This is a genomic window from Staphylococcus sp. Mo2-1 (assembly GCF_046721385.1).
GTDB classification, from domain to species: domain Bacteria; phylum Bacillota; class Bacilli; order Staphylococcales; family Staphylococcaceae; genus Staphylococcus; species Staphylococcus equorum_A.
In genome coordinates, this window is record NZ_JBEUUK010000001.1 from 2,101,487 (window position 1) to 2,124,285 (window position 22,799).

The 22,799-nt window shown below is 34.9% G+C and carries 22 protein-coding genes and 3 pseudogenes; 11 read left to right on the plus strand and 14 right to left on the minus strand.

Going from position 1 to position 22,799, the window contains the following annotated elements; translation table 11 throughout:
* Positions 1-94: 94 nt before the first annotated feature.
* From ABLV95_RS10740 to yut, 6 genes are all read right to left on the minus strand, one after another.
* Positions 95-784 carry an ATP-binding cassette domain-containing protein gene (locus ABLV95_RS10740; RefSeq protein WP_427706190.1) on the minus strand — a complete coding sequence of 230 codons (690 nt, stop codon included), beginning with the start codon at positions 782-784 and terminating at the stop codon, positions 95-97.
* Positions 777-1,556 carry an ATP-binding cassette domain-containing protein gene (locus tag ABLV95_RS10745; protein WP_427706188.1) on the minus strand — a complete coding sequence of 260 codons (780 nt, stop codon included), beginning with the start codon at positions 1,554-1,556 and terminating at the stop codon, positions 777-779. The genes ABLV95_RS10740 and ABLV95_RS10745 overlap by 8 nt, the downstream gene beginning before the upstream one ends.
* Entirely contained in the window at positions 1,549-2,370 is an 822-nt protein-coding gene (nikC, locus tag ABLV95_RS10750; RefSeq protein WP_460875656.1) for a nickel transporter permease, read from the minus strand. Before nikC ends, ABLV95_RS10745 begins: the two co-directional genes overlap by 8 nt.
* Positions 2,370-3,347: a nickel ABC transporter permease gene (gene nikB / locus ABLV95_RS10755; RefSeq protein WP_069833156.1), complete on the minus strand. Its 978-nt coding sequence runs from the start codon at positions 3,345-3,347 to the stop codon at positions 2,370-2,372. Before nikB ends, nikC begins: the two co-directional genes overlap by 1 nt.
* Complete coding sequence (gene nikA, locus ABLV95_RS10760; RefSeq protein WP_427706184.1) at positions 3,344-4,822, minus strand: nickel ABC transporter substrate-binding protein; 1,479 nt, start codon at positions 4,820-4,822, stop codon at positions 3,344-3,346. Before nikA ends, nikB begins: the two co-directional genes overlap by 4 nt.
* Positions 4,823-4,940: 118 nt before the next feature.
* Entirely contained in the window at positions 4,941-5,846 is a 906-nt protein-coding gene (yut, locus tag ABLV95_RS10765) for an urea transporter (RefSeq protein ID WP_460875659.1), read from the minus strand.
* Between the two features lie 215 nt (positions 5,847-6,061).
* Here yut and ABLV95_RS10770 point away from each other — a divergent pair, with 215 nt between their 5' ends.
* From ABLV95_RS10770 to ABLV95_RS10800, 7 genes and pseudogenes are all read left to right on the plus strand, one after another.
* Positions 6,062-6,364 (plus strand): urease subunit gamma, encoded by a 303-nt coding sequence (locus ABLV95_RS10770; protein ID WP_069817856.1) that lies wholly within the window; start codon positions 6,062-6,064, stop codon positions 6,362-6,364.
* A 15-nt stretch (positions 6,365-6,379) separates the two neighbouring features.
* Positions 6,380-6,778, plus strand: a complete 399-nt coding sequence (locus tag ABLV95_RS10775) for an urease subunit beta (protein ID WP_427706180.1) — start codon at positions 6,380-6,382, stop codon at positions 6,776-6,778.
* Positions 6,775-8,490, plus strand: a complete 1,716-nt coding sequence (gene ureC, locus ABLV95_RS10780) for an urease subunit alpha (protein ID WP_460875661.1) — start codon at positions 6,775-6,777, stop codon at positions 8,488-8,490. Before ABLV95_RS10775 ends, ureC begins: the two co-directional genes overlap by 4 nt.
* A 10-nt stretch (positions 8,491-8,500) precedes the next feature.
* A pseudogene (ureE, locus tag ABLV95_RS10785) lies at positions 8,501-8,954 on the plus strand (urease accessory protein UreE).
* Positions 8,947-9,636 (plus strand): urease accessory protein UreF, encoded by a 690-nt coding sequence (locus ABLV95_RS10790; RefSeq protein ID WP_460872055.1) that lies wholly within the window; start codon positions 8,947-8,949, stop codon positions 9,634-9,636. Before ureE ends, ABLV95_RS10790 begins: the two are co-directional and overlap by 8 nt.
* A 13-nt stretch (positions 9,637-9,649) precedes the next feature.
* Positions 9,650-10,264 carry an urease accessory protein UreG gene (gene ureG / locus ABLV95_RS10795; protein ID WP_069817853.1) on the plus strand — a complete coding sequence of 205 codons (615 nt, stop codon included), beginning with the start codon at positions 9,650-9,652 and terminating at the stop codon, positions 10,262-10,264.
* Positions 10,264-11,106 carry an urease accessory protein UreD gene (locus tag ABLV95_RS10800; RefSeq protein WP_427706174.1) on the plus strand — a complete coding sequence of 281 codons (843 nt, stop codon included), beginning with the start codon at positions 10,264-10,266 and terminating at the stop codon, positions 11,104-11,106. Before ureG ends, ABLV95_RS10800 begins: the two co-directional genes overlap by 1 nt.
* Before the next feature lie 234 nt (positions 11,107-11,340).
* Here the strand turns inward: ABLV95_RS10800 and ABLV95_RS10805 are convergent, their stop codons facing one another.
* Positions 11,341-11,547 carry a hypothetical protein gene (locus ABLV95_RS10805; RefSeq protein WP_002511563.1) on the minus strand — a complete coding sequence of 69 codons (207 nt, stop codon included), beginning with the start codon at positions 11,545-11,547 and terminating at the stop codon, positions 11,341-11,343.
* 124 nt (positions 11,548-11,671) lie between these two features.
* The gene (locus tag ABLV95_RS10810; protein ID WP_460875663.1) at positions 11,672-12,754 is read right to left on the minus strand and encodes a hypothetical protein; all 1,083 of its coding nucleotides are present in this window, start codon (positions 12,752-12,754) and stop codon (positions 11,672-11,674) included.
* Between the two features lie 340 nt (positions 12,755-13,094).
* On the opposite strand from ABLV95_RS10810, the gene ABLV95_RS10815 reads away from it, so the two are divergent.
* Entirely contained in the window at positions 13,095-13,565 is a 471-nt protein-coding gene (locus ABLV95_RS10815; RefSeq protein ID WP_427706170.1) for a thioesterase family protein, read from the plus strand.
* 164 nt (positions 13,566-13,729) lie between these two features.
* Here the strand turns inward: ABLV95_RS10815 and ABLV95_RS10820 are convergent, their stop codons facing one another.
* Both ABLV95_RS10820 and ABLV95_RS10825 read right to left on the minus strand, forming a co-directional pair.
* Entirely contained in the window at positions 13,730-14,875 is a 1,146-nt protein-coding gene (locus tag ABLV95_RS10820) for a bifunctional cystathionine gamma-lyase/homocysteine desulfhydrase (RefSeq protein ID WP_460872057.1), read from the minus strand.
* Positions 14,875-15,775: pseudogene (locus ABLV95_RS10825) on the minus strand (PLP-dependent cysteine synthase family protein). Before ABLV95_RS10825 ends, ABLV95_RS10820 begins: the two are co-directional and overlap by 1 nt.
* A gap of 224 nt (positions 15,776-15,999) precedes the next feature.
* Between ABLV95_RS10825 and ABLV95_RS10830 the strand changes: the two are divergent.
* The 3 genes from ABLV95_RS10830 to ABLV95_RS10840 all read left to right on the plus strand — a co-directional run bounded on the left by ABLV95_RS10830 (position 16,000) and on the right by ABLV95_RS10840 (position 18,768).
* Positions 16,000-17,286, plus strand: coding sequence for a homocysteine synthase (locus tag ABLV95_RS10830; RefSeq protein ID WP_069817847.1), 1,287 nt, complete (start codon positions 16,000-16,002; stop codon positions 17,284-17,286).
* Between the two features lie 258 nt (positions 17,287-17,544).
* The gene (locus tag ABLV95_RS10835) at positions 17,545-18,297 is read left to right on the plus strand and encodes a threonine/serine exporter family protein (protein ID WP_069817846.1); all 753 of its coding nucleotides are present in this window, start codon (positions 17,545-17,547) and stop codon (positions 18,295-18,297) included.
* Positions 18,298-18,309: 12 nt separating this feature from the next.
* Entirely contained in the window at positions 18,310-18,768 is a 459-nt protein-coding gene (locus ABLV95_RS10840) for a threonine/serine exporter family protein (RefSeq protein WP_002506578.1), read from the plus strand.
* A gap of 85 nt (positions 18,769-18,853) precedes the next feature.
* On the opposite strand, the gene ABLV95_RS10845 is transcribed toward ABLV95_RS10840, so the two are convergent.
* The 4 genes and pseudogenes from ABLV95_RS10845 to ABLV95_RS10860 form a co-directional block, all read right to left on the minus strand.
* Complete coding sequence (locus ABLV95_RS10845) at positions 18,854-19,420, minus strand: ROK family protein (protein ID WP_460872058.1); 567 nt, start codon at positions 19,418-19,420, stop codon at positions 18,854-18,856.
* Entirely contained in the window at positions 19,374-19,751 is a 378-nt protein-coding gene (locus ABLV95_RS10850) for an ROK family protein (protein ID WP_460872059.1), read from the minus strand. Before ABLV95_RS10850 ends, ABLV95_RS10845 begins: the two co-directional genes overlap by 47 nt.
* 109 nt (positions 19,752-19,860) lie before the next feature.
* Complete coding sequence (gene manA / locus ABLV95_RS10855) at positions 19,861-20,796, minus strand: mannose-6-phosphate isomerase, class I (RefSeq protein WP_427706164.1); 936 nt, start codon at positions 20,794-20,796, stop codon at positions 19,861-19,863.
* Between the two features lie 16 nt (positions 20,797-20,812).
* Positions 20,813-22,778 (minus strand): annotated as a pseudogene (locus ABLV95_RS10860) (fructose-specific PTS transporter subunit EIIC).
* Positions 22,779-22,799: the final 21 nt, after the last annotated feature.

Genomic DNA, 22,799 nt, shown 5'->3' on the forward strand with positions numbered 1-22,799 from the left:
TACAGGAAGTTGTATTAAACACAATCATATATAAAGAATTACTATTTGAAATTCTAAATGATTGTGAATGTTATATAAATAAACAGTTACTTTCTTAATATATAGAAAGTAACTGTTTTGTATATTCATGCCGTTGATCACTAAATAAATCTTCTATACTAAAATCGTCTACAATGTGACCATTTTTCATTACAATAACTCTTTCAACCAAATGATTTAAAAAGGCCATATCATGCGAAATCATCAACATGCCTTTTTGTGTTCTGTGATGATAATCTTTTAGTACTTCAATCATTTTTTGCTCTGCAATAACATCTAAGCTAGCTGTGATTTCATCACATAAGAGCATATCTGGTTCCAACATCAGTGTACGTATTGTATTAAATCGCTGTAATTGGCCGCCACTTAATTCATCAGGTAACCTATCTAACAACTTAGCATCTAATTCCATAAATGTCATCAATGCTTTCATTCTTCGATTTACATCACTCGTATCCGTGCCTTTATAATACTGTATAGGTTCTGCTAAGGATTTTCCTATATTAAACTTCGGATTAAAACTATCATATGCATGCTGAAATATAGGTAATAATGTTAATCCATGTGTGTTGATTTGTCCCTCGGTCGGTTGAAGTAAACCTAGCATGAGATGCGCTAAAGTGGTCTTTCCTGAACCACTTTCACCTACGATACCAATAATTTCATCCGCTTTTATAGTCAGGTCAATATGAGTTAAAATAGGCGCTTGATCATATTTAAAGTTTATTCCTGTTAATTCAATCATAAACATTCTCCCTTCTTAGCTGGCTACGGGAATTAAATAGCTCCAAGCTATAGGGTTTTACATTGTGATTTTTAAAGGCTGTAACATGATTAGAATCTATCACTTCTCCGTGACGAATTACATGAATCCAGTCACTAAAATCTAAAACGTGGGATAAATTATGTGTGATGATTAATAACGTCACTTGATGCACTTCTGCTAAATGTTTAATTAAATTCATTACATTATAACCCGTTATCGCATCTAATGATGAGGTTGGTTCATCAGCGATAATGACTTCTGGGTTTAACATCAAAACACTCGCAATTTGTACCCTGGCAAGTTGGCCTCCAGATAAGCTAAAACAGTATCGTTCCATAACTTGATCAGGTGCTAAATCTACCCATTGTAATGCTTTTGTGACAAATTGCTTTGCCACTGTTTTTTTCACTTTATAGTGCATTCTATAAATAGCCATAAGTTGCTTACCAAGTTTTGTATGATCATTAAAGCTGTGTGTGTAGTCCTGAGAAATAAAGCCTATTTCTTTGCCTAATAAAGTATGCATATCTCTGACAACTTGATTTTTGTAATGTAGTGCATCGAATTCCATATCTAATGCGCGTGGTACACGTTGAACAAGTGCTTTAGCAGTTAAACTTTTACCAGAACCACTTTCACCAACTAGGACATTCACTTTAAATTGCTTTAGTCCTAGATTGATATTATGGATGAGTTCAGTTCCTGAATTATCTTTGATTGATAGATTGGATATCTCGAGTATATTAGTCATCCAAATCACGCTTCCCTTTTAATAATTTATCTCGTAACGCATCACCAACTAAATTGAATAATAATATTGTTAGTGTAATTAAAGTTGTCGGCACAATTAATAATAATGGATAAGAACTAATATAGTCACGTCCAGCATTAAGCATTGCACCCCATTCAGGTGAAGGTGGTTGCGCACCTAATCCTAAAAAGGATAGTGATGAAATATAAAGTATGATTTTACCAAAATCCACAGTCATCAGCACAATAATAGATGGCGTAACTTGTGGTAAAAAATGCTTCCAAATAATTGTACGCGTTGGCACATTAAAAAGCTTAGCCATTTGTATATAAGGTTTCATCATTTCACTGCTTACTACAGAACGCGTAAGTCTTGTATATGTCATCCATTTAATTATTGTAATGGCGATGACTAAATTCCAAATACTTGGTTTAAAAAAGCTGGCAAATGCAATCATCAATACAAATTCTGGAATACTTAGTCCAATGTCAATTAAACGCATAATCACTGTATCAACGATGCCTTTTTTGTAGCCTGCTAAAAGTCCAAGTGGTACACCAATAATTACTGTAACAAGTAATGTAACCAAACTAATGAGTAAAGTGTATCTTGCTCCAACAATAACTCTCGATAATAAATCTCTACCATAATCATCTGTGCCTAACCAATGGACCAAACTTGGCGTTTCCAAAGCATTACCTAAATGTACTTCTAATGCACTATGAGTTGAAACAAAAAATTGCGCTATGATAATTATGATGAGATAGAAGGCAAAAACATAGAAAATGAGATTGTGTTTATTCATATGTTTCATTACATCTCACCATCCTGACGCGCTACTTTAGTCTTTTTACGTTTTTTATTGTATCGCCGTTTTGGATCTAGCCATAATAGCAGTAAGTCACTGATTGTGTTAGCTAGAACTACAAGGAACCCGATCATAAGGACTGCTCCTTGCACGACAGGATAATCCCTTGCTCGAATACTATCGACTAAGAAATGGCCAATACCTGGTATGCCAAATAAGTTTTCAATAACCACTGTGCCTCCAATAAGACTGCCTATAGACATACCCAAGACTGTAACGACCGGTAAAATAGCAGGTTTAAACAAGTCTTTCCATAAAATATAACGTTCAGACATCCCTCTGAGACGAGCCGCTTCTACTTCTTTTGATTGATACAATTCTACTAAATTAGAACGCATTAACCTGACATAATAGGCACTCATACCTATGCTAAGTGCTATCACAGGTAAGACGTACCCCGCTAACGAATCTAATCCGGATGATGGGAGTAAGTTGAGTTTTTGAGCAAACACATAAATCAATAATGTTCCCAAAAAGAAAGACGGTATACTAACAGTAAAAGATGTTACTATACGGATCAATGTATCAATCCAAGTATGATAGTATTTCGCCGCAATAATACCTAATGGCACTGCTACAATAAAAACAATAATAATAGTCAAAACAGCTATGAATGCTGTAGGTGGCGTATAATAAATCAATTCATTGATTACAGGTTCACCGGTTTGATAACTCGTACCAAAGTTCAATTGTACAATTTGTCCTAACCATTGAATATATTGGATGACTACGGGTTGATCTAAACCTAATTTTTGTTTAGTGGCTTCAATTTGTTCACTTGAAACATTAGCTACATCTAAATGTAAGATTTTGTCGACTGGGTCTCCTGGCGTAAGTTTCATTAATATAAACGTGATAGTAGAAAGGACAAACAATACAATGATCATTTGTCCAATTCTAGAAAGTATATTTTTTAATATCATTGTTTTTTATCTACTTTATAATCGATAAGGTAGACGCCTTCAGGTGTTGCTTTTAAGTTTTCTACATCTTTACTCATACCGACGATATTATCATTATATGAAATATAACTATTTGCTAAGTCTTTGTTCGTTATATCAATAATTTCATTCGTTAAATGATGACGTTCATTTGTATCTACTGTTTTATTAAATTGATTTATTAGTTCAGTCACTTTGTCATTGTCATAATCACCTGCGTTAATCGCACCTTCTGGTTTGTACGCTTGGTTGAAGAAATAACCTGTGTCTCCTCTTGGAATCGTACCAAAGCTATAAAGTGACGCATCCCACTGACTTTTATCTTTGAGATAACCTTGAATATCATCGACATTACGTAATTTAATATCAATATTTGCTTTTTTAGCATCTGATTGGATGACTTGTGCAATTTTTGGAAGCTCTGGACGTCCATTATATGTTGAAACTGTTAATTGTAATGGATGTTCTTTTGTATAGCCTTCTTTTTCCATGATTTGCTTGGCTTTATCTATATCTTGTTTCTGTACTTGTTGATTCTCTATGAAATCTAATTTGGTATTAAAAGGCCCAGTCGCTGGTTTAGCGTGACCTTTAGACACATTTTCAGCAATACTTTCACGATCTATGACTTTATCAAGTGCTTCGCGTACAGGTTGCGTCATCTTATCGCTTGTATGGTTATACAAGAGTAAGCCTGTTCTAAATCCTGAGACATTTGATACTTTTGTTTTATCACTCTCTTTTAGTGTTTTTACTTTTTCAACAGGTACATCTGTAATGACATCTGCTTTACCTGATTCTAAATCACTTGTCCGTGCGTTACCATCCTCTTGATATGTAACATTGATATGATCTAGTTTCGGTTTACCTTGCCAGTAGTCTTTATTTTGATCTAACTTAATTTTTTGAGATTGCTTATAGTCTTTAATTTGATATGGCCCAGTACCAACAGGGGTTTTATTTACATCGCCTTCTGCTTCCGTATCATAGATTGCAGAAAATGGACTAGCAAGCTCTGAAACTAACTCAGGATATGCTTCTTTTGTCGTAATCGTAACATTTTGTCCATCTACTTTAATGTCTTTGATAGGAAGTGAACCTTTTACTAAGTCACTTTTCTCAATACTTTCTTCTAAACTAGATTTCACTGCTTTACCAGTCACTTTTTTACCATTTTGGAATTTAATATCATCTTTTAATTTTAGATCTAGTTGAGTTGGTGACTTTTGATTATATGATTCAACTAATAATTTTTGAACTTTTCCTTCTGCGGAGGCTTTAAACAAAGATTCTGCTGCGCCAATTTTCACTGGTACATCTGTTTCATAAGGGGCGATTGAAGTTGTTTTTAAAGGTAATTCAATGTCTAAAGTGTTTCCTTTAGATTGACTTCCAGATCCACTGCAACCTGCTAAAGTAATTGCCGCGGTTGCAAACAATACAACTATTTTTTTCATTTATATTCCTTCTTTCTAAAAAATCACTCTTAAAATCAATTAGAAATTTATAGTTTAAAACTCATACAATAAGGCTTACTATCCTTTCAGCCCTATTGTTTTAAGTTTAAATATTATATCACTCTATTTGTTGTTCTTTCATTTGATTACCCGCAAATAGCATAATCCACGTAGCAATAATAAATGGCAATGTAAATACCGGCAAGCCAAATGGCGTTAATAGCGTAGTCATGCCCGCATGTAAAACGACAGTTAGCAGAATGCCTAACACAATACTTATATAACGCGGAATTCTAGTACTAAACGCGACACCTAAAGCTAACACTGTAAGTATGACATTATAGCCAAACAGACCATCATTAATTTGGTCGTGATTGCCACCAAGTACCGTGACTGTCGCAAAACCTATAATATTTGCAATTATTGCAAATATACCAGCTTTTCGAGAAGCAATAAAAATACCAATAAGAATTAATATACCCGCAATCATATTTTTGAGTAAAAAGATTTCACTGAAGCCCGTTAAAAATGCACTTATAAAGTCGATACTATGACCAGAAAACTCAATTTCCTGAACAGTATTCGGTAAAATATTTACATCTGCATTCACAAATTTAAATTGGAATGACATGAGTAATACAATCCAACTTACAAATACATACGGCATTGTTAACATTGGCACACCAAATGGTTTGAAAAACTCTCTAAATGCCGAACCAATAGGCATTGTTATAATAATTGCCACTAATACAATAACCACACTATACCATTCTGGTACTAAAAATAATGTTAATGCAATGGCAGTAAGTACGGGATTAAATCCGGCCAATCCTGTATTGATTTCCTCTTCGGAATAATTCGTTCGTTTTGCAAGTAATAAGGAAATGACACTTGCACTCAAAGCCATTAGCCCCACTTTCCAATTACCTACAAAAATACCTACTAAAACAAACAACCCTGTCCATGGATTGTTCAATAATAATACTTGCGCAATATTCTTCAATATTATCCGAATAGCGTCCACATCGTCACCTGATTTCTATATACTTTGACTTAAATAATAATATATTAATATCCACTAAATTTAAAGAGATACATATCGCCCGTAATAAAATTCATTTTTTTATTTTTTCACACTCTCAAGGGGTTATTCTTGTAGTTAAATAGTATTCGGAATATCATTATATAGCGGACATAATTAACGTACACGATATAAATAATGGAAAGGTAGTGAAGCTCGTGCATTTTACACAACGTGAACAAGATAAGTTGATGTTAGTCGTAGCATCAGATTTAGCACGTAGACGTCAACAACGCGGTTTAAAATTAAATTATCCTGAGGCAGTAGCCATAATTAGTTTTGAACTGCTTGAAGGTGCTAGAGATGGGAAAACCGTGGCTGAACTGATGAGTTACGGAAAACAAATATTAAGTGAAGATGATGTAATGGAAGGCGTTGCCGACATGCTAACAGAAATGGAAATTGAAGCGACTTTCCCTGACGGAACTAAATTGATTACCGTCCATCACCCAATCGTTTAAAGGAGGATTTATATTATGAAACCTGGTGAAATTATAGTTAAACGTACAGAAATAGAAGTAAATAAAGGTCATAAATCCACAATACTTAATGTGAAAAATACTGGAGATCGACCAATACAAGTTGGCTCACATTATCACTTTTTTGAAGCAAATCCAGCGCTAGATTTTGACCACGAAAAAGCCTATGGTAAACGACTAGATATTCCGGCAGGTGCAGCCGTTCGTTTTGAACCAGGTGATGAGAAAGAAATTCAACTCGTTGAATATTCTGGCAAACGAAAAATTTATGGTTTTCATGGTGCAGTAAACGGGCCAATTGATGAATCTCGTGTCTATCGAGATGAAGATTTATCAACAGAAGAAGTTAATGAAGAAAACGAAAATGCGAATAAAGAAAGTGGGTATAAAGCATGAGTTTTAAAATGACGCAATCACAATATACAAGTCTTTATGGTCCAACTGTTGGTGACTCTGTAAGACTTGGAGATACAAATTTATTTGCAAGAGTAGAAAAAGATTACGCTACGTATGGCGACGAAGCAACATTTGGTGGCGGTAAATCTATCAGAGATGGCATGGCTCAAAACCCTAATGTCACGCGTGATGATAAACAAGTTGCAGATTTAGTTATGACAAATGCAATGATTATCGACTACGATAAAATCATTAAAGCTGATATAGGTATCAAAAATGGCTATATTATGGCAGTCGGCAAAGCTGGTAACCCTGATATTATGGATAACGTAGATATTATCATTGGTGCTACGACGGATATCATTTCTGCAGAAGGCAAAATCGTAACTGCGGGTGGTATCGATACACACGTTCACTTTATTAACCCTGAACAGTCACAAGTTGCACTTGAAAGTGGTATAACTACACATATTGGTGGCGGTACTGGTGCATCTGAAGGTGCAAAAGCAACTACAGTTACTCCAGGACCATGGCACCTACACCGCATGTTAGAAGCAGCGGAATCATTGCCATTAAATATCGGTTTCACTGGTAAAGGACAAGCAGTAAATCACACTGCATTAGTAGAACAAGTACATGCTGGTGCGATTGGCTTAAAAGTACATGAAGACTGGGGCGCAACGCCCTCAGCATTAGACCATGCTTTACAAGTCGCAGATGACTATGATGTTCAAATCGCATTACACGCCGATACATTAAATGAAGCTGGTTTCATGGAAGAAACGATGGCCGCAGTAAAAAACCGCGTATTACACATGTACCATACAGAAGGTGTTGGTGGTGGCCACGCGCCAGATTTAATTAAATCTGCTGCCTATCCAAACATCTTACCTTCTTCTACAAACCCAACGCTTCCATACACAGTAAATACTGTAGACGAACATTTAGATATGGTCATGATTACCCATCACTTAAACGCCGCAATCCCTGAAGATATCGCATTTGCTGATTCACGTATTCGTAAAGAAACAATTGCGGCAGAAGATGTATTACATGATATTGGCGTATTTAGTATGGTAAGTTCTGATTCTCAAGCTATGGGACGTGTCGGTGAAGTTATCACACGTACTTGGCAAGTTGCGCACCGTATGAAAGAACAACGCGGCGCATTAGAAGGTGACAGTAAACATAATGACAATAATCGTATCAAACGTTATATAGCGAAATATACGATTAACCCTGCAATTACACATGGTATTTCAGATTACGTTGGTTCTATTGAAGAAGGCAAACTCGCCGATATTATCATGTGGGAACCTGCTTTCTTTGGCGTAAAACCAGACGTTATCCTTAAAGGCGGACTCATTAATACAGCCATTAATGGAGATGCTAACGGTTCTATCCCTACTTCCGAACCATTGAAGTACCGTAAAATGTACGGACAACTAGGTGGCAATATGCAAAGTACTTCAATGACTTTCGTATCTTCAACAGCATACGAAAATGATATTGATAAAGTACTCGGCTTAAAACGTAAAGTGAGACCTGTTCGCAATATTCGTAAGTTAAGTAAAGCAGATATGAAAAACAACAATGCAACACCAAAAATAGATGTTGATCCACAAACATATGAAGTATTCGTAGACGGTGAAAAAATCACAAGTGAACCAGCTACTGAACTACCGTTAACTCAACGCTATTTCTTATTCTAGGAGGTAAAAAATGATCATCGAAGAAATTGTAGGAAATATCGCTAACATTGCTGATAGTGAAAAAGGTAAGCATACAGAAAAAGTATACTTGGAAAACTCTGATTTAGTTAAACGTATTCAGCGTGTAACGACAGACCATGGTAATGAAATTGGTATACGTTTAAAACAACCTATTGATTTACAATATGGTGATATTTTATATAAAGACGATACGAATATGATTATCGTAGATGTGAATTCTGAAGATTTACTCGTTATTAAACCACGTACGCTCCAAGAAATGGGAGAGATCGCGCATCAACTTGGAAACAGACATTTGCCAAGCACAATTTACAGAAACTGAAATGCTTGTACAATACGACTACTTAGTAGAATCTTTATTAAAAGATTTAGGGATTCCATACGAACATGAAGATCGTAAAGTAAATAAAGCATTTAGACATATAGGTCATTCACATGACTGATCATGCACACCTACGTCTGTTTCAATTTTGTGATTCCCAATTTCCGACAGGTGCATTTAGTCATTCATTTGGACTTGAAACTTATATTCAGCGGGACACAGTACATGACGAAGAAAGCTTCCAACAATGGCTCACGCTATTCTTAAACGAACAATTGACATACGCAGATGGCTTAGCCATGCGCCTTGTCTATGATGCGCTCAATCAAAATGATTCAGAATCTATATTGCGATTAGATAAAATTCTTTTCGTGCAAAACTTACCAAAAGAAACACGACAAGGTTCAAAACAAATGGGTAACCGCATGGTCAAACTCGCTTCAGAACTTTATGATAGTGACTGGATTGACTGGTACAATGCACAACTAAAAGAGAAGAAAGCCAAGTTGCATCCTGCCATTTGTTTTACGATGCTCGGACATCATTTAGGGGTCGATATCGAAACAATTATTGATTATTATTTATATCAAAACGTGTCTAGTTTAACTCAAAATGCTGTACGTGCAATTCCTTTAGGGCAAACTGTTGGTCAACGTATTGTCCATCATATGATTCCACTTATGAAAGAGACAAGAGACCATATCATGACATTGGATGAATCCCAATTAGGCATTACTGCGCCAGGATTAGAAATCAACCAGATGGAACACGAGAACGTCAATGTAAGAATTTTTATATCTTAGGAGGACAATTTTTATGACAGAGACAGTTAAAATAGGTATCGGGGGCCCTGTCGGTGCAGGTAAAACCCAACTTATCGAGAAAATTGTTAAACGTTTAGCAAAAGACTTAAGCATTGGTGTTATCACTAATGATATATATACAAAAGAAGATGAAAAAATATTAGTTAACTCAGGTGTATTACCTGAAGATAGAATTATCGGTGTTGAAACAGGTGGATGCCCACACACAGCAATTCGTGAAGATGCGTCAATGAACTTTGCAGCAATTGATGAATTAAAAGAACGCAATGAAGATATAGAACTTATTTTCATTGAATCTGGTGGCGATAACTTAGCCGCAACTTTCAGTCCGGAACTCGTTGATTTTTCAATTTATATTATTGATGTGGCACAAGGCGAAAAAATTCCACGCAAAGGTGGACAAGGTATGATTAAATCTGACTACTTTGTAATCAATAAGACTGACTTAGCGCCTTATGTTGATGCATCATTAGAACGCATGGCAGAAGATACAAAAGCATTCCGCGGTAACCGCCCATTCACTTTTACAAACCTTAAAACCGATGAAGGCTTAGACAATGTACTTGAGTGGATTGAACAAGATGTATTTCTTAAAGGATTAGCTTAATGTCTGAATCAAATCCACAATGGACCGGCCAATTAGATCTAACTGTTTTTAATAACGGAAAAAAATCTGTTGCGCGTGATATCTTTTTTGAAAGAGCATTAAAAGTAATGCGTCCAGTTTACTTAAACGGCTCTGATATTCCTACATTTTATATTGTAAACGTAGGTGGCGGTTATTTAGATGGTGATCGCTATAACATGAACTTCAATATAGACACTAATGCGAAAGTCATATTAACTTCGCAAGGTGCAACAAAGATTTATAAAACGTTGAATGACCATGTGGAACAATATCAAAATTTCAATATTAAAGATAACGCTTATGCGGAATATGTAGGCGACCCAATTATCGCTTTTGAAAATGCCAAATTCTACCAACATAATACATTTAACTTGAGTTCAACAGCGGCTTTATTTTATACAGATATTTTAACACCTGGATATTCTAAAGAAGGTAAAGCCTTTAGCTACACATATATGCATTTATTAAATGAAATTTATGTAGATGATGATCTCGTTGTATTTGATAATATGTTACTTGATCCAACTAAAAATAAAGTTGATGATATCGGTTATATGGAGCATTATAGTCACTTGGGTTCTTGTTATTTTATCCACCCAAATGTTAACCAAAAATTCATAGATAACGTATTCGATCAAATTAAACACTTGCAACAAGCATATGATTGTCGCTTTGGTATTACACACTTACCAACACATGGTTTTAGCATTCGTATTTTATCTAACAAAACGCAAGTAATTGAAAAGATTTTAACGACATTACAAACTTACGTTGTTAAAGAAATCTTCAATCGTGACGTTGACTTTTTAAGAAAATATTAGTTGTTCTCGAGGTTGGACATAAACACCTAGCCTCAAAATAAAAGGACTAATCCATTTAATAATGGATTAGTCCTTTTTATATTTAAAAATTTACGATTTTGCCCGATTCTAAGGGAAGCATGCATAAAATCAAAGTTCATAACGTTCTATCGATAGTAAAAAAGCCTTTAAGAACTCAAAATATTCTTAAAGGCTTTTTAAATATATATAAATTTTTAACTACAGACACAACTTTTAAATTAAATTAAGTAACCAGACTAAACTTATCACTAATAAAACAATCGTAACGATATAAATCAATAACTTTTGCCCTTTAGTTAAAGTTTTTTCACCGTCCGTAAACAAACTAAATAACGAACCATCTTTGCCCATTAATAATGCAATAGAATAAATAAGTAAGACTAAAGATAAAATAAATAATATTAATGCAACAAATACCATAATAGTACTCCTCTCACAATACAATCTGTTTTTCTTAGTTCTATGCCTATTCATTCTATCTTAATATTCAAATTTGTAAAATAAAGCCTATATAAATGATCATAGTGATTTTATTTCTATTATATTATGGTAATTGTCCTTTTTTCTCTAATCGTTTAACTTTAAATGGTGCGTAAATTAATACCACAATTAATACTAATCCTAAATAACCAATAAATGGATAAAAGAACGACATTAAGTCTGTAAATCCTGCAAAGCTTACTGCAAAGCCAATTAAAATAGATACGATATAAAATACTTTAAACTGTATTGTTTCAGGAGTAGTAAAACGTGTAGCAAGTGAATAGAACATACCTAAACACGTATTAAATATCATTAAATAGATAATGATAGACATAAGGACACCTAAAATTGGTGAGATATCATTGACAAGCCCTAACATCGGCATTGGTAAATCTCCTACCGTTTCAATTTTAGAAAGTATCGCAAAATGACTTATCATGATCATCACACCTAAAACGAATCCTCCGATGAAACCGCCCCATGCGACTATCTTAGGATTTTTCTCACTACCACCCATAACGATTGCCATAGTTGCTCCTAAACTGATATTTAACGAAACGTAATTAACGCCTGAAATAAACCAATTCGGCACCGCTGATGTATGTTCCTTAGCTATGTCAGTAAGTTCAGTAAACGTACCTGACATTGTAAACAAGCAATACACAGCAACAACTAGAATAGCTATAATCAATAACGGTGTAATATTACCGATAACTTTAACCACATTATCTACACGTAACATACCGAATAAAAATACTAAAAGAACCATTAATAGCGTTCCAATGACTGCCGGTATACCAAACTGTTGCTCAAAGTTCGAGCCACCACCGGCGAGCATTACGACACCAAATCCAAACAAGGCGATGATGAGTACAATATCTATCACCCATGCAAGCACTTTACCAAACAATGTACCGCCTGTTAATTTATGTATTACATCATTATGACTCTGAGCTTTAAACTTACTACCTAGCCATACAAGCACCATACCAATATATGAAAATAGCATTGTTGAAACAATTGCCGCAAATATGCCCATCATACCGAAACTAGTAAAATATTGTAGAATTTCTTGTCCTGAAGCAAATCCGGCGCCTACAATGATACCAATTAAGGCACTACCTATTAAAAATACCTTCTTCATAGTAATCCCCTTTGTTAGTAGTAATTTTTGTTAAAAACGTAAAATCATCATTGTGAAATAGATCGCATTACATTATATAACCCCTTTGTACACATCTATCAATGTAACTTCGTATTGTCTCCCACAGCAATGTAAACGTTTACATATTCATAGTAACTCACTTGGCTTTAATTTTCAAACCGCTAAAAACACTTATCCTTGATGGTATTTACATTATATAATACGCACTTTTCAACTAATAATAATATCATTATAGAGAAAACAAATTTTTAAACTTTTCACTATAAAACTGATACAATTATGTAGTCCAATATTAATAGATAATTATAGGAGTGGTCTCATGGTAGAAGAATACATATATAGAAATACTGTACAACCATCTTGGATTGACCGTAACAACCATATGCACGACGCACAATATTATTCAATATTCAGCGATGCAGTTGTTGGTTTCTTTGAATCTGTAGATTTATCAATTTCATATCGTCCTAATCAAGAAGTAACGATATTTAGTATGGAAGCACATATTTCATTTTTAAAAGAATTACTACTAGATGATTCGTTTTATATTAAAGTTCGCATTTATGATTATGATGCCAAAAGAGTTCACCTCTTCTTAACAATGTATAATCAGCAAGACGAACGTAACGCTACATATGAAGTTATTATGATGGGTGTAAGTAATCAAACACGCCGTAGCATGAATTTTCCTCAACCTGTTTATGATAAAATCAAAGCTTATTTTGATCGTCAACAATCTTTCGAGGTACCTAAACAACTCGGTCATGTGATTAGTATACCTAGAAAATAACTATGCGATACTTAGAAGACTTTTATTGAATCTAAATTTAGATTCAGTAAGCATTTCTCAATATAGCGAGGCAAAGGCTCCAAACAGTAACATATTGATAACACACAAAATATTATCTTATATAACAAAGAGAGCCTCTAAATGATTAGAGGCTCTCTTATTAATTAGTTTAAGTGATCTAAAGCTTGTTTTAAATCTGTTACTAAATCTTCAGTGTCTTCAATTCCAACTGAGAGACGAATTAGACCATCTGCAATACCTTCTTTGGCACGAATGTCTTTAGGAATAGATGCATGTGTCATTAATGCTGGTACAGAAATTAAACTTTCTACTGCGCCTAAACTTTCAGCTAATGTGAAATATTGTGATTCTCGAATAACTGCTTTGGCGCTTTCTATATCCTCAACTTCAAAAGCAACAACCCCAGTATGTCCTTCTGATTGTGCTTCGTGGATATCATGGTTTAAATGTTCAGCGATACTTGGATGGAATACTTGTTTAACATTTGGATGTTGTTGCAACATTTCAATAATTGAAAGTGCATTACGTTGTACTTGTTCCATTCTTAGCCCTAATGTTTTAATACCACGAATTAATAAATAACTATCTTGTGGTCCCAACACGCCACCTGTTGAATTTTGAATAAATCCAATACGCTCAGCTAGGTCCTCATCATTTGTAGCAACTAGACCAGAAACAACATCACTATGACCACCAATGTATTTTGTAGCTGAATGCAATACGATATCAATACCCAATGTTAATGGGTTTTGGAAATAGGGTGTCATAAATGTATTATCAACAACTGATATCAAATTATGTTTCTGCGCAATTTCAGCTGATTTTTTAATATCTGTTACTCGTAACAATGGGTTTGATGGTGTTTCAATATATAACATTTTTGTTTCTGGTTTAATATATTGTTCCACTTCATCTATATGTGTTGTATCTATGAAATCTGCTTTTATTCCAAAACGTGAAAATACTTTTGTTAGTGCTCTGTATGTGCCGCCATAAACGTCGGAATTTATTAATAAATGATCACCTTCGTCTAATAACATGATTACTGCAGATATGGTCGCCATACCAGAACCAAATGCATAACCATATTGACCATGCTCTAAATCAGCAATAAGGCCTTCTAATGAACTACGTGTTGGATTAGCTGAACGAGAATATTCATATCCCTGTCTCATATCACCGATGTCATCTTGCATAAATGTACTTGTTTGATAAATTGGTGTAGTTACTGCACCTGTATATGGATCAGTAGTAGATCCGCCGTGAATTAATTGTGTTTTTTTATTCATTAATGATTCTCCTTATAATTAAAGATTTTTTGTGACATGTATCGATCACTACCATCAGGAAAAATCGTTACTATAATGCCACTATTGATATGTTTTTTTACTTCTAATGCACCTTGTAAGACTGCACCAGAGGAACTTCCTACAAGTAAGCCTTCTCGTTTTGCCAATAATGCTACATTTTCAAAAGCGTCTTTATCAGACACTTTCACAATATCAGAAACTAAGGATTCAGGTAAAAACTGAGGCCACTTTTCAGAACCGATGCCTTCAATATCATGGGCGTGTTGAGCTCCTCCACTTAATATAGAACCTTCTGGCTCAACAATGACATTCTCTACATTAAATGAAGTTAAATGTTCTGCCACACCTGTAAATGTACCGCCTGAACCTATACCTGCTACAAAATAATCTACTTCAGGCAACTTTCCTGTAATTTCTTTACCCAACGTTTCTAAATATGCTTTGGGGTTGTTCGCAGATTCAAATTGATTTAAATAAAGTGCGCCCGTTTGCAATTCAAATTGCTTTGCTCGCTTCTTGAGCACCTTGCATGCCTAATGCTTTCTCAGTTCTTCTAACCTCAGCACCTAAAGCTTTAATAATGGATATTTTTTCTTCTGCAAAACCTTCAGGTGCAAAAATCACTGCATTTATATTATGATGGTTAGTCGCAATAGCTACGCCAATACCCGTATTGCCTGCTGATGCCTCTACTACAGTTCCACCTTTTTGTATTAAGTTGTTCTCTAAAGCTTTTTCAATTAAATACTTTCCAAGTCTATCTTTAATACTGCCGCCAGGATTGAATTGTTCTAATTTAGCATAAATTTGAACATCTTCATTACTAAAAGATTTTAATAATACCATAGGTGTATTGCCGATTAAATCATATGCAATCATTATAGTCCTCCACACACAGGTGTTTTTAATGTTTTTGTTTATTCCCTACTATACTGATATGAATTATAAATAGTTTCATCCCTTTTTGCAAATTTTATAATTAAAATATTGCAAAACACTTAAAATAAATCCTTACTTTTTTAATAAGAATACTTGAATTCACTATATAGCTCTTGTATAGTGTTAGTTATCAGAAAATTCAAATTTATAGGAGGATTTACATTATGAGTCAGAATTCATGGCATTTAGACACATTATCAATTCATGGCGGTCAACAAGTGGATGATTCAAAATCACGTGCAGTACCTATCCACCAAACAACGAGTTATGTATTTGATAGTACAGACCATGCACAAAAATTATTTTCGCTACAAGAAGACGGTAATATTTACACGAGAATTATGAATCCAACACAAAATGTCTTTGAAGAACGCATCACGGCTCTAGAAGGAGGCGTTGGCGCTTTAGCTACTGCTTCAGGACAAGCCGCAATACATCTCGCATTATTAAACATTGTTGAGACAGGTGATGAAATTGTTGCTTCTTCAAACTTGTACGGTGGTACATATAATTTATTAAAAGTGACATTCAAAAAATTAGGCATTAAAGTCCATTTTGTAGATCCTAGCAATCCTGAAAACTTTAAAAATGCTATTACAGATAAAACGAAAGTTGTTTATGCAGAAACAATTGGCAACCCTCGTATTGATGTTCTAGATATAGAAGCTGTTGCAGATATTGCACATGATAATGGTGTTCCATTAATTGTTGACAATACATTCCCAACGCCTTATTTATTACGTCCGTTTGAGTACGGTGCTGACATTATTGTTCATTCAGCTACTAAATTTATTGGTGGACATGGTACTTCAATCGGTGGTGTCATTGTTGATAGTGGTAAATTCAATTGGGATAACGGTAAATTCCCTGGCTTAGTAGAACCAGACCCTAGTTATCATGGCGTGTCTTATGCGAAAGATGTAGGAGAAGCTGCATATATCACTAAAGCACGTGTTCAATTATTACGTGATTTAGGTGCATCTGTATCACCTTTCAATGTTCATGAATTCTTGATTGGTTTAGAAACATTACACCTACGTATGGAACGTCATTCAGAAAATGCTTTACGTATCGCACAATACTTAGAAAAACATCCAAATGTAACATGGGTGAACTATCCAGGTTTAGAAAACAATGCTTACAATGAATTAGCTCAAAAATATTTACCAGATGGCCAAGGCGCTATACTTACATTTGGCGTTGATGGTTCAGTAGACGATATTGCTAATTTTGTTGAAGGATTAGATTTATTCTCACACGTTGCAAACGTTGGTGATTCTAAATCATTAATTATTCATCCCGCAAGCACAACACACTTACAATTGTCACCAGAAGAACAAAAAGCTTCAGGTGTACTTCCAGAACTTGTAAGATTATCAGTTGGAACAGAAAAAGTAGAAGACATCATTTCAGATCTTGATAAAGGTTTTAAAGCATCACTTGGAAATTAATGAAAAAAATTTCCTTAGTGATGCTAAGAATCTAGTTCACACTCTAAAAATATATAACATCAAAAACGCCCAACTTTGATTTGTTTGGGCGTTTTTAGACTGCGCGCTATTATCCTACCACACAAACCGAAGTCTCCTGTATGTGTAATTTTTATATTTTAACGCCTTTATTCTATATCATAAAGAGATTTACCTTTGTGTTTGTTAATTAATATTGGGATAATAACAATAATTAGCCAATAAGTGGGAGGTGCATGTTTGGATAATCAAAAAGATAAAATAACCATGAATGTCATATTACTTACCGGTAAAATACTTTTGTCCTCTGGCGCTGAAGTATCACGTGTTGAAGATACTATGCGTCGTATAGCAATTTGTATGGGCTATTACAATAGCCAAGGATATGTCATAAATGTGTTCATCAACTTTTCACTAAGTGAAGAACACGATACACGCATTTTGCGTATTAATAAAAATACCACCAACTTATTGAAAATATTTCAAGTTAACGCAATTTCACGGAAACTCACAAGTAATCAATTATCTATAGAAGAAGCTTACGACCTTTTAAAAAATATAGATCGCACATCAGTAACAATTCCACTGTGGAAGAAAGGGATAGCAGCTGGCATTATCTCGCTGAGCTTTTTATATTTACAAAATGGTACATGGCCAGATGCGATTACCGCAATCATAGCCGGTGCTACAGGATTTTTAATTGTAGAATTTATGCATAGCAAGTCACTGACTATGTTTATCCCTGAATTTGTAGCCTCTTTTGTAATAGGAACAATCGTTATCTTTGGGTCTAAATTATTCAATGTTGATAATATGTTTGGACCTGCCATGCTTGCTTCAGTTATGCCAATCGTTCCTGGCGTATTAATAACAACCGCAATACAAGATTTATTTGGCCGTCACATGCTTATGTTTACAGCAAAATTTTTGGAAGCATTAGTTATTGCTTTTGCGATTGGTTCAGGCATAGCAATTGCGTATTCACTATTTTAAGGAGGATTCTTCATGACTATTTTAATTACATTCTTATGCAGTTTCAGCGCCTCCTATTTCTTCAACGTGATTTACGATTCGCATAAAAAGGTATTTCTTCCTGCTGGATTTGCTGGAGCCATGGGTTATATCGTCCATTTTATTTTAAGCGAGCACGGACAAATGGATACAATATATACAAGTTTATTGGGTAGTTTAACACTAGGTTTAATCAGCCATACTATGAGTCGAATATATAAAGCGCCTGTTGTGCTATTTATGATCCCTGGCATTATTCCACTTGTTCCAGGTAGTATTGCTTTCAGTGCGACACAACAGCTCGTTACGCTTAATTTTACTGACGCGACTAACACATTCATTCGCGCTATTTTGATAGCAGGTGCAATTGCTTTAGGTTTGTTGATTTCAGATCAATTATCTAAAACATTGAATATACGAAAATACTTAGCTATTAAAAGAAATAAACTTTAAAAAGACTACACACTATTGTTATACACTTCAAATAGGTTTATAAAAACGTTATTTGATAGTAATACAATACATGTGTAGTCTTTTATTAGGATTCATTCACAAAATATAAACCCGTTAATACATTGGCTTCTAAATCACTTATTTTAATACTAATCGGACTATTGCGTATTAAATGATGTGCTTTTACATATGTTTCTATACTTTCTTTATAAGGCAATGCACTTTGTGTCACGCCACCACCTAATACAATATGATAAATATTAAATACACTAAATAAATTTGTACACAGTTGTTGAGTTAGTTTTAACACTTCTTCAATCATTTGAATTATTGTTTCATCTTCCCCTTGGACGTACATTTCAATAGCTTCTTTCGTACTCACTTCTCTTTGTGAAATATCACTCGCTTTTCTGCTAATCGCTAAACCGGAAATTTCATTTTCAACACAGCCATATTGCTTACAGACAGGACATTGGTAACTGCTATCACTTTTAATTACTGTATGGCCAATCTCACCAAAATTCCCGTCAACGCCAGAAACTAATTGTCCTTGTTTCATATAGGCCATGCCAACACCTGTACTAATCGTTAAATAAATAAAATCCTCAGTTTGTGCTTTTATATACTGATGTTCTGCTAAAATTGCGAGCATCCGTATCATTAACAAATTGTGGCTTAAATTCACTATTCTGCGTTATATAAGCACCCGCATTAAATCCATTATATTTTTGCAAATTAGGTGGGTTTAAAAATACGCCTTGAGTATAATCACACGGCCCTGGCATCGCAATATTTAAAACAGTCTTATCGACGTCCTTATAATTTGTTATATAGTCATTCGCCAGACTTATAATTTCATTGAATTCCTTTTCTGGCACATCTTTATTCGTTTTAAATTTTTGACTCGCTACGATTTCTAAGTCTTCATTGATAAGCCCAACAATCGTTTTAGTTCCTCCAATATCAACACAAATTTTCAACATCAAGCACCAACTCCATCATTTATTATTTTATCTTAATTATGTATAAAAAGAGGCACAGACAAAACCAATTTGCCTTGTGACAAATCAAATTCATCTCGCCTCTCCTTATTTATACATGGCTGACAATCATCGTCATGTCACCATTAAATTGAATCTCATCGTCTTCTGTTGTCAGTATAAAGTGCGCACCTTTGTTTAAACTGTAGTCGCTTCCGTCTACAATGATTTGTCCGCTGCCTTCAACAATTGAAACAAGACAATAGTCCTGCGGTTTTCTATAATTTAAGTTACCATCGATTACCCAACGTTCAACTGTGAAAAAATCATTGGACACAAATTGTGTGTACTGCTGTCCTTGGATATTTTCATATATTGGCGTTGTATTAGGTGAGTCTTCTGAAAGATGAATTACTGCTTTACTCTGTTCTAAGTGCAAATCACGTTTGTTTCCATCTTTATCTACACGATCATAATCATATATTCTATATGTCGTATCCGAAGATTGTTGTGTTTCTAAAATCATAATACCTTTTCCAATAGCGTGTACTGTTCCAGCTGGTACATAGAAGAAATCTCCTGCTTGTACTTTTACTGTTTTAAAAAGGGTATCAAATTGTTGTTGATCAATCATTTCATTTAATTCATCCTGATTTTTAGCGTTTACATCATAAATAATCTCTGCATCTTCTTGTGCATCTAGAATATACCAACACTCTGTTTTGCCATATTCACCTTCATATTTTTGTGCATATTCATCATTTGGATGGACTTGAACTGATAATTTATCGTTTGCATCTAATATTTTCGTTAATAAAGGAAATTTAGCATCACCAGTTTCACCAAATAATGCTTTATCTTCATTCCATACTGTTTCTAGTGTTTTACCTTTATGTTTACCATTCTCAATTATATTCGGTCCATTGGGATGTGCTGAAATCCCCCAACATTCACCTGTATATTCATTAGGGATGTCATAATTGAATGATTTTAAAGCCGTACCGCCCCATATACGTTCTTGAAAAACGGGTTGTAAGAATAATGGCATATGCGCATACCTCCACTTATATTTCTTTTAGTATATCGTATATTTGTTCTGTATGTGTTGCATCGATTAAACTTTGACGGATATCATCATCCATTAGCGCTCTAGATAAACGCTGTAACAATTTCAAGTGAGTATCACTACTATCACTTGGTACTGCAATTAAGAAAACAATTTTTGGTAATGTGCCATCTAAACTATCCCAATTCACGCCTTGTTTATTATTCATAACTGCTACGATTGGTTTTTTCACTGCGTCTGATTTAGCATGAGGAATTGCCACATTCATGCCTATAGCCGTTGTCGACTCCATTTCTCGTTTTAAGACGTCTGCTTTCAGTCTTTCCATATCTGTAATATAATCATATTTATTTAATTGACCTACAAGATGTTCAATTGCTTCGTCTCTTGTCAATTTCTTCTCTGATATTTCAATTACCTCTTGCTGAAACACTTCAATTTCGTCATCTGTTGTTGCTTGTTTATCTTCGCTTATTTCAGCGCTATTTTGCGTTGCTACTTCTGTATCATTCTGAGTTTGCGCAGCCATTCCTGCGTCTGTATGCGTCGCATCTCCAGCTATTGCTGGTGTTTTTCTTCTTAGTGTCAATACTGAGAACATTGTCACAACACTACCTACAATTACTGCTATAAAGAACCAGAGCACTTGATCAATACCACCAAGCACAGCTACGATAGGTCCACCATGCGCTACTCTATCACCTACACCACCAATTGCCGCAATCGCCGCGAGCAATCATGGCTCCTACCATATTAGAAGGTATAATACGTAAAGGATCTTGGGCAGCAAAAGGAATCGCACCTTCCGTTATACCAAATAATCCCATTGTAAATGAAGCTTTACCCATTTCTACTTCACCTTTATTAAACTTGCGTTTGTTGATAAATGTTGCAAGACCTAGACCAATAGGTGGTGTACATACCGCAACAGCAACCATACCCATTACCGCATAGTTTCCTTCAGCAATCAGTGCTGAACCAAATAGAAATGCAACTTTATTTACTGGTCCACCCATATCAAAAGCAATCATTGCGCCAATAATCAACGCTAAAATCACGATATTTGTTCCTTGCATACCTTTCAGCCATGTCGTTAAGCCTTCAAAAATACTAGCAATCGGTGCGCCAATTAAGAAAATAAAAATGAGCCCTACGATAAGTGAAGATATTATCGGTATAATGATAATCGGCATAATTGGAGCCATTGCTTTTGGTATTTTAATATTTTTTATCCATTTTGCAATATAACCCGCTATGAAACCTGCTACGATACCACCTAAAAATCCTGCACCTGCGTCACTACCATAAAAACTACCATCAGCGACAATCGCACCACCGATCATCCCTGGCACAAGTCCCGGTTTATCTGCAATACTTACAGCAATATAACCTGCCAAGATAGGGACCATAAAGCTAAATGCTAAATTCCCAATATTTTCAATTGATTTCCAAAATGAATCTTCTGGTATTACTAAACCTTCAGGTGTAGCTTTGCCCCCTAAAGTCAATGCAATCGCCATTAATAGTCCACCAACAACGATAAATGGAACCATAAATGAAACACCATTCATCAAATGTTGATATATCATTTGCACGCCGCTTTTTTGCTCTTCATCATCTTGATTAGAAGTGCCTGTCGCATTAGCGTCATGATGTATGTGCGCATCTTTATCGATAATACGTTGAATGAGTTCTTGTGGTTTATGAATACCTTCTCGAACACTTTCATTAATTAATAATTTCCCATCAAATCGAGATAAATCTACTTGGCGGTCTGCGGCAATGATAATCCCATCCGCTTCTCTAATTTCTTTCGCTGTTAAAACATTTTCAGCACCGACGCCTCCCTGCGTCTCTACTTTAATGTCTACACCCATTTCTTTACCTGCTTGCTCTAATTTCTCTTGAGCCATATACGTGTGTGCTATCCCATTTGGACACGATGTTATCGCTAAAATTTTCATAACGTTCATCCTCCTTACTTA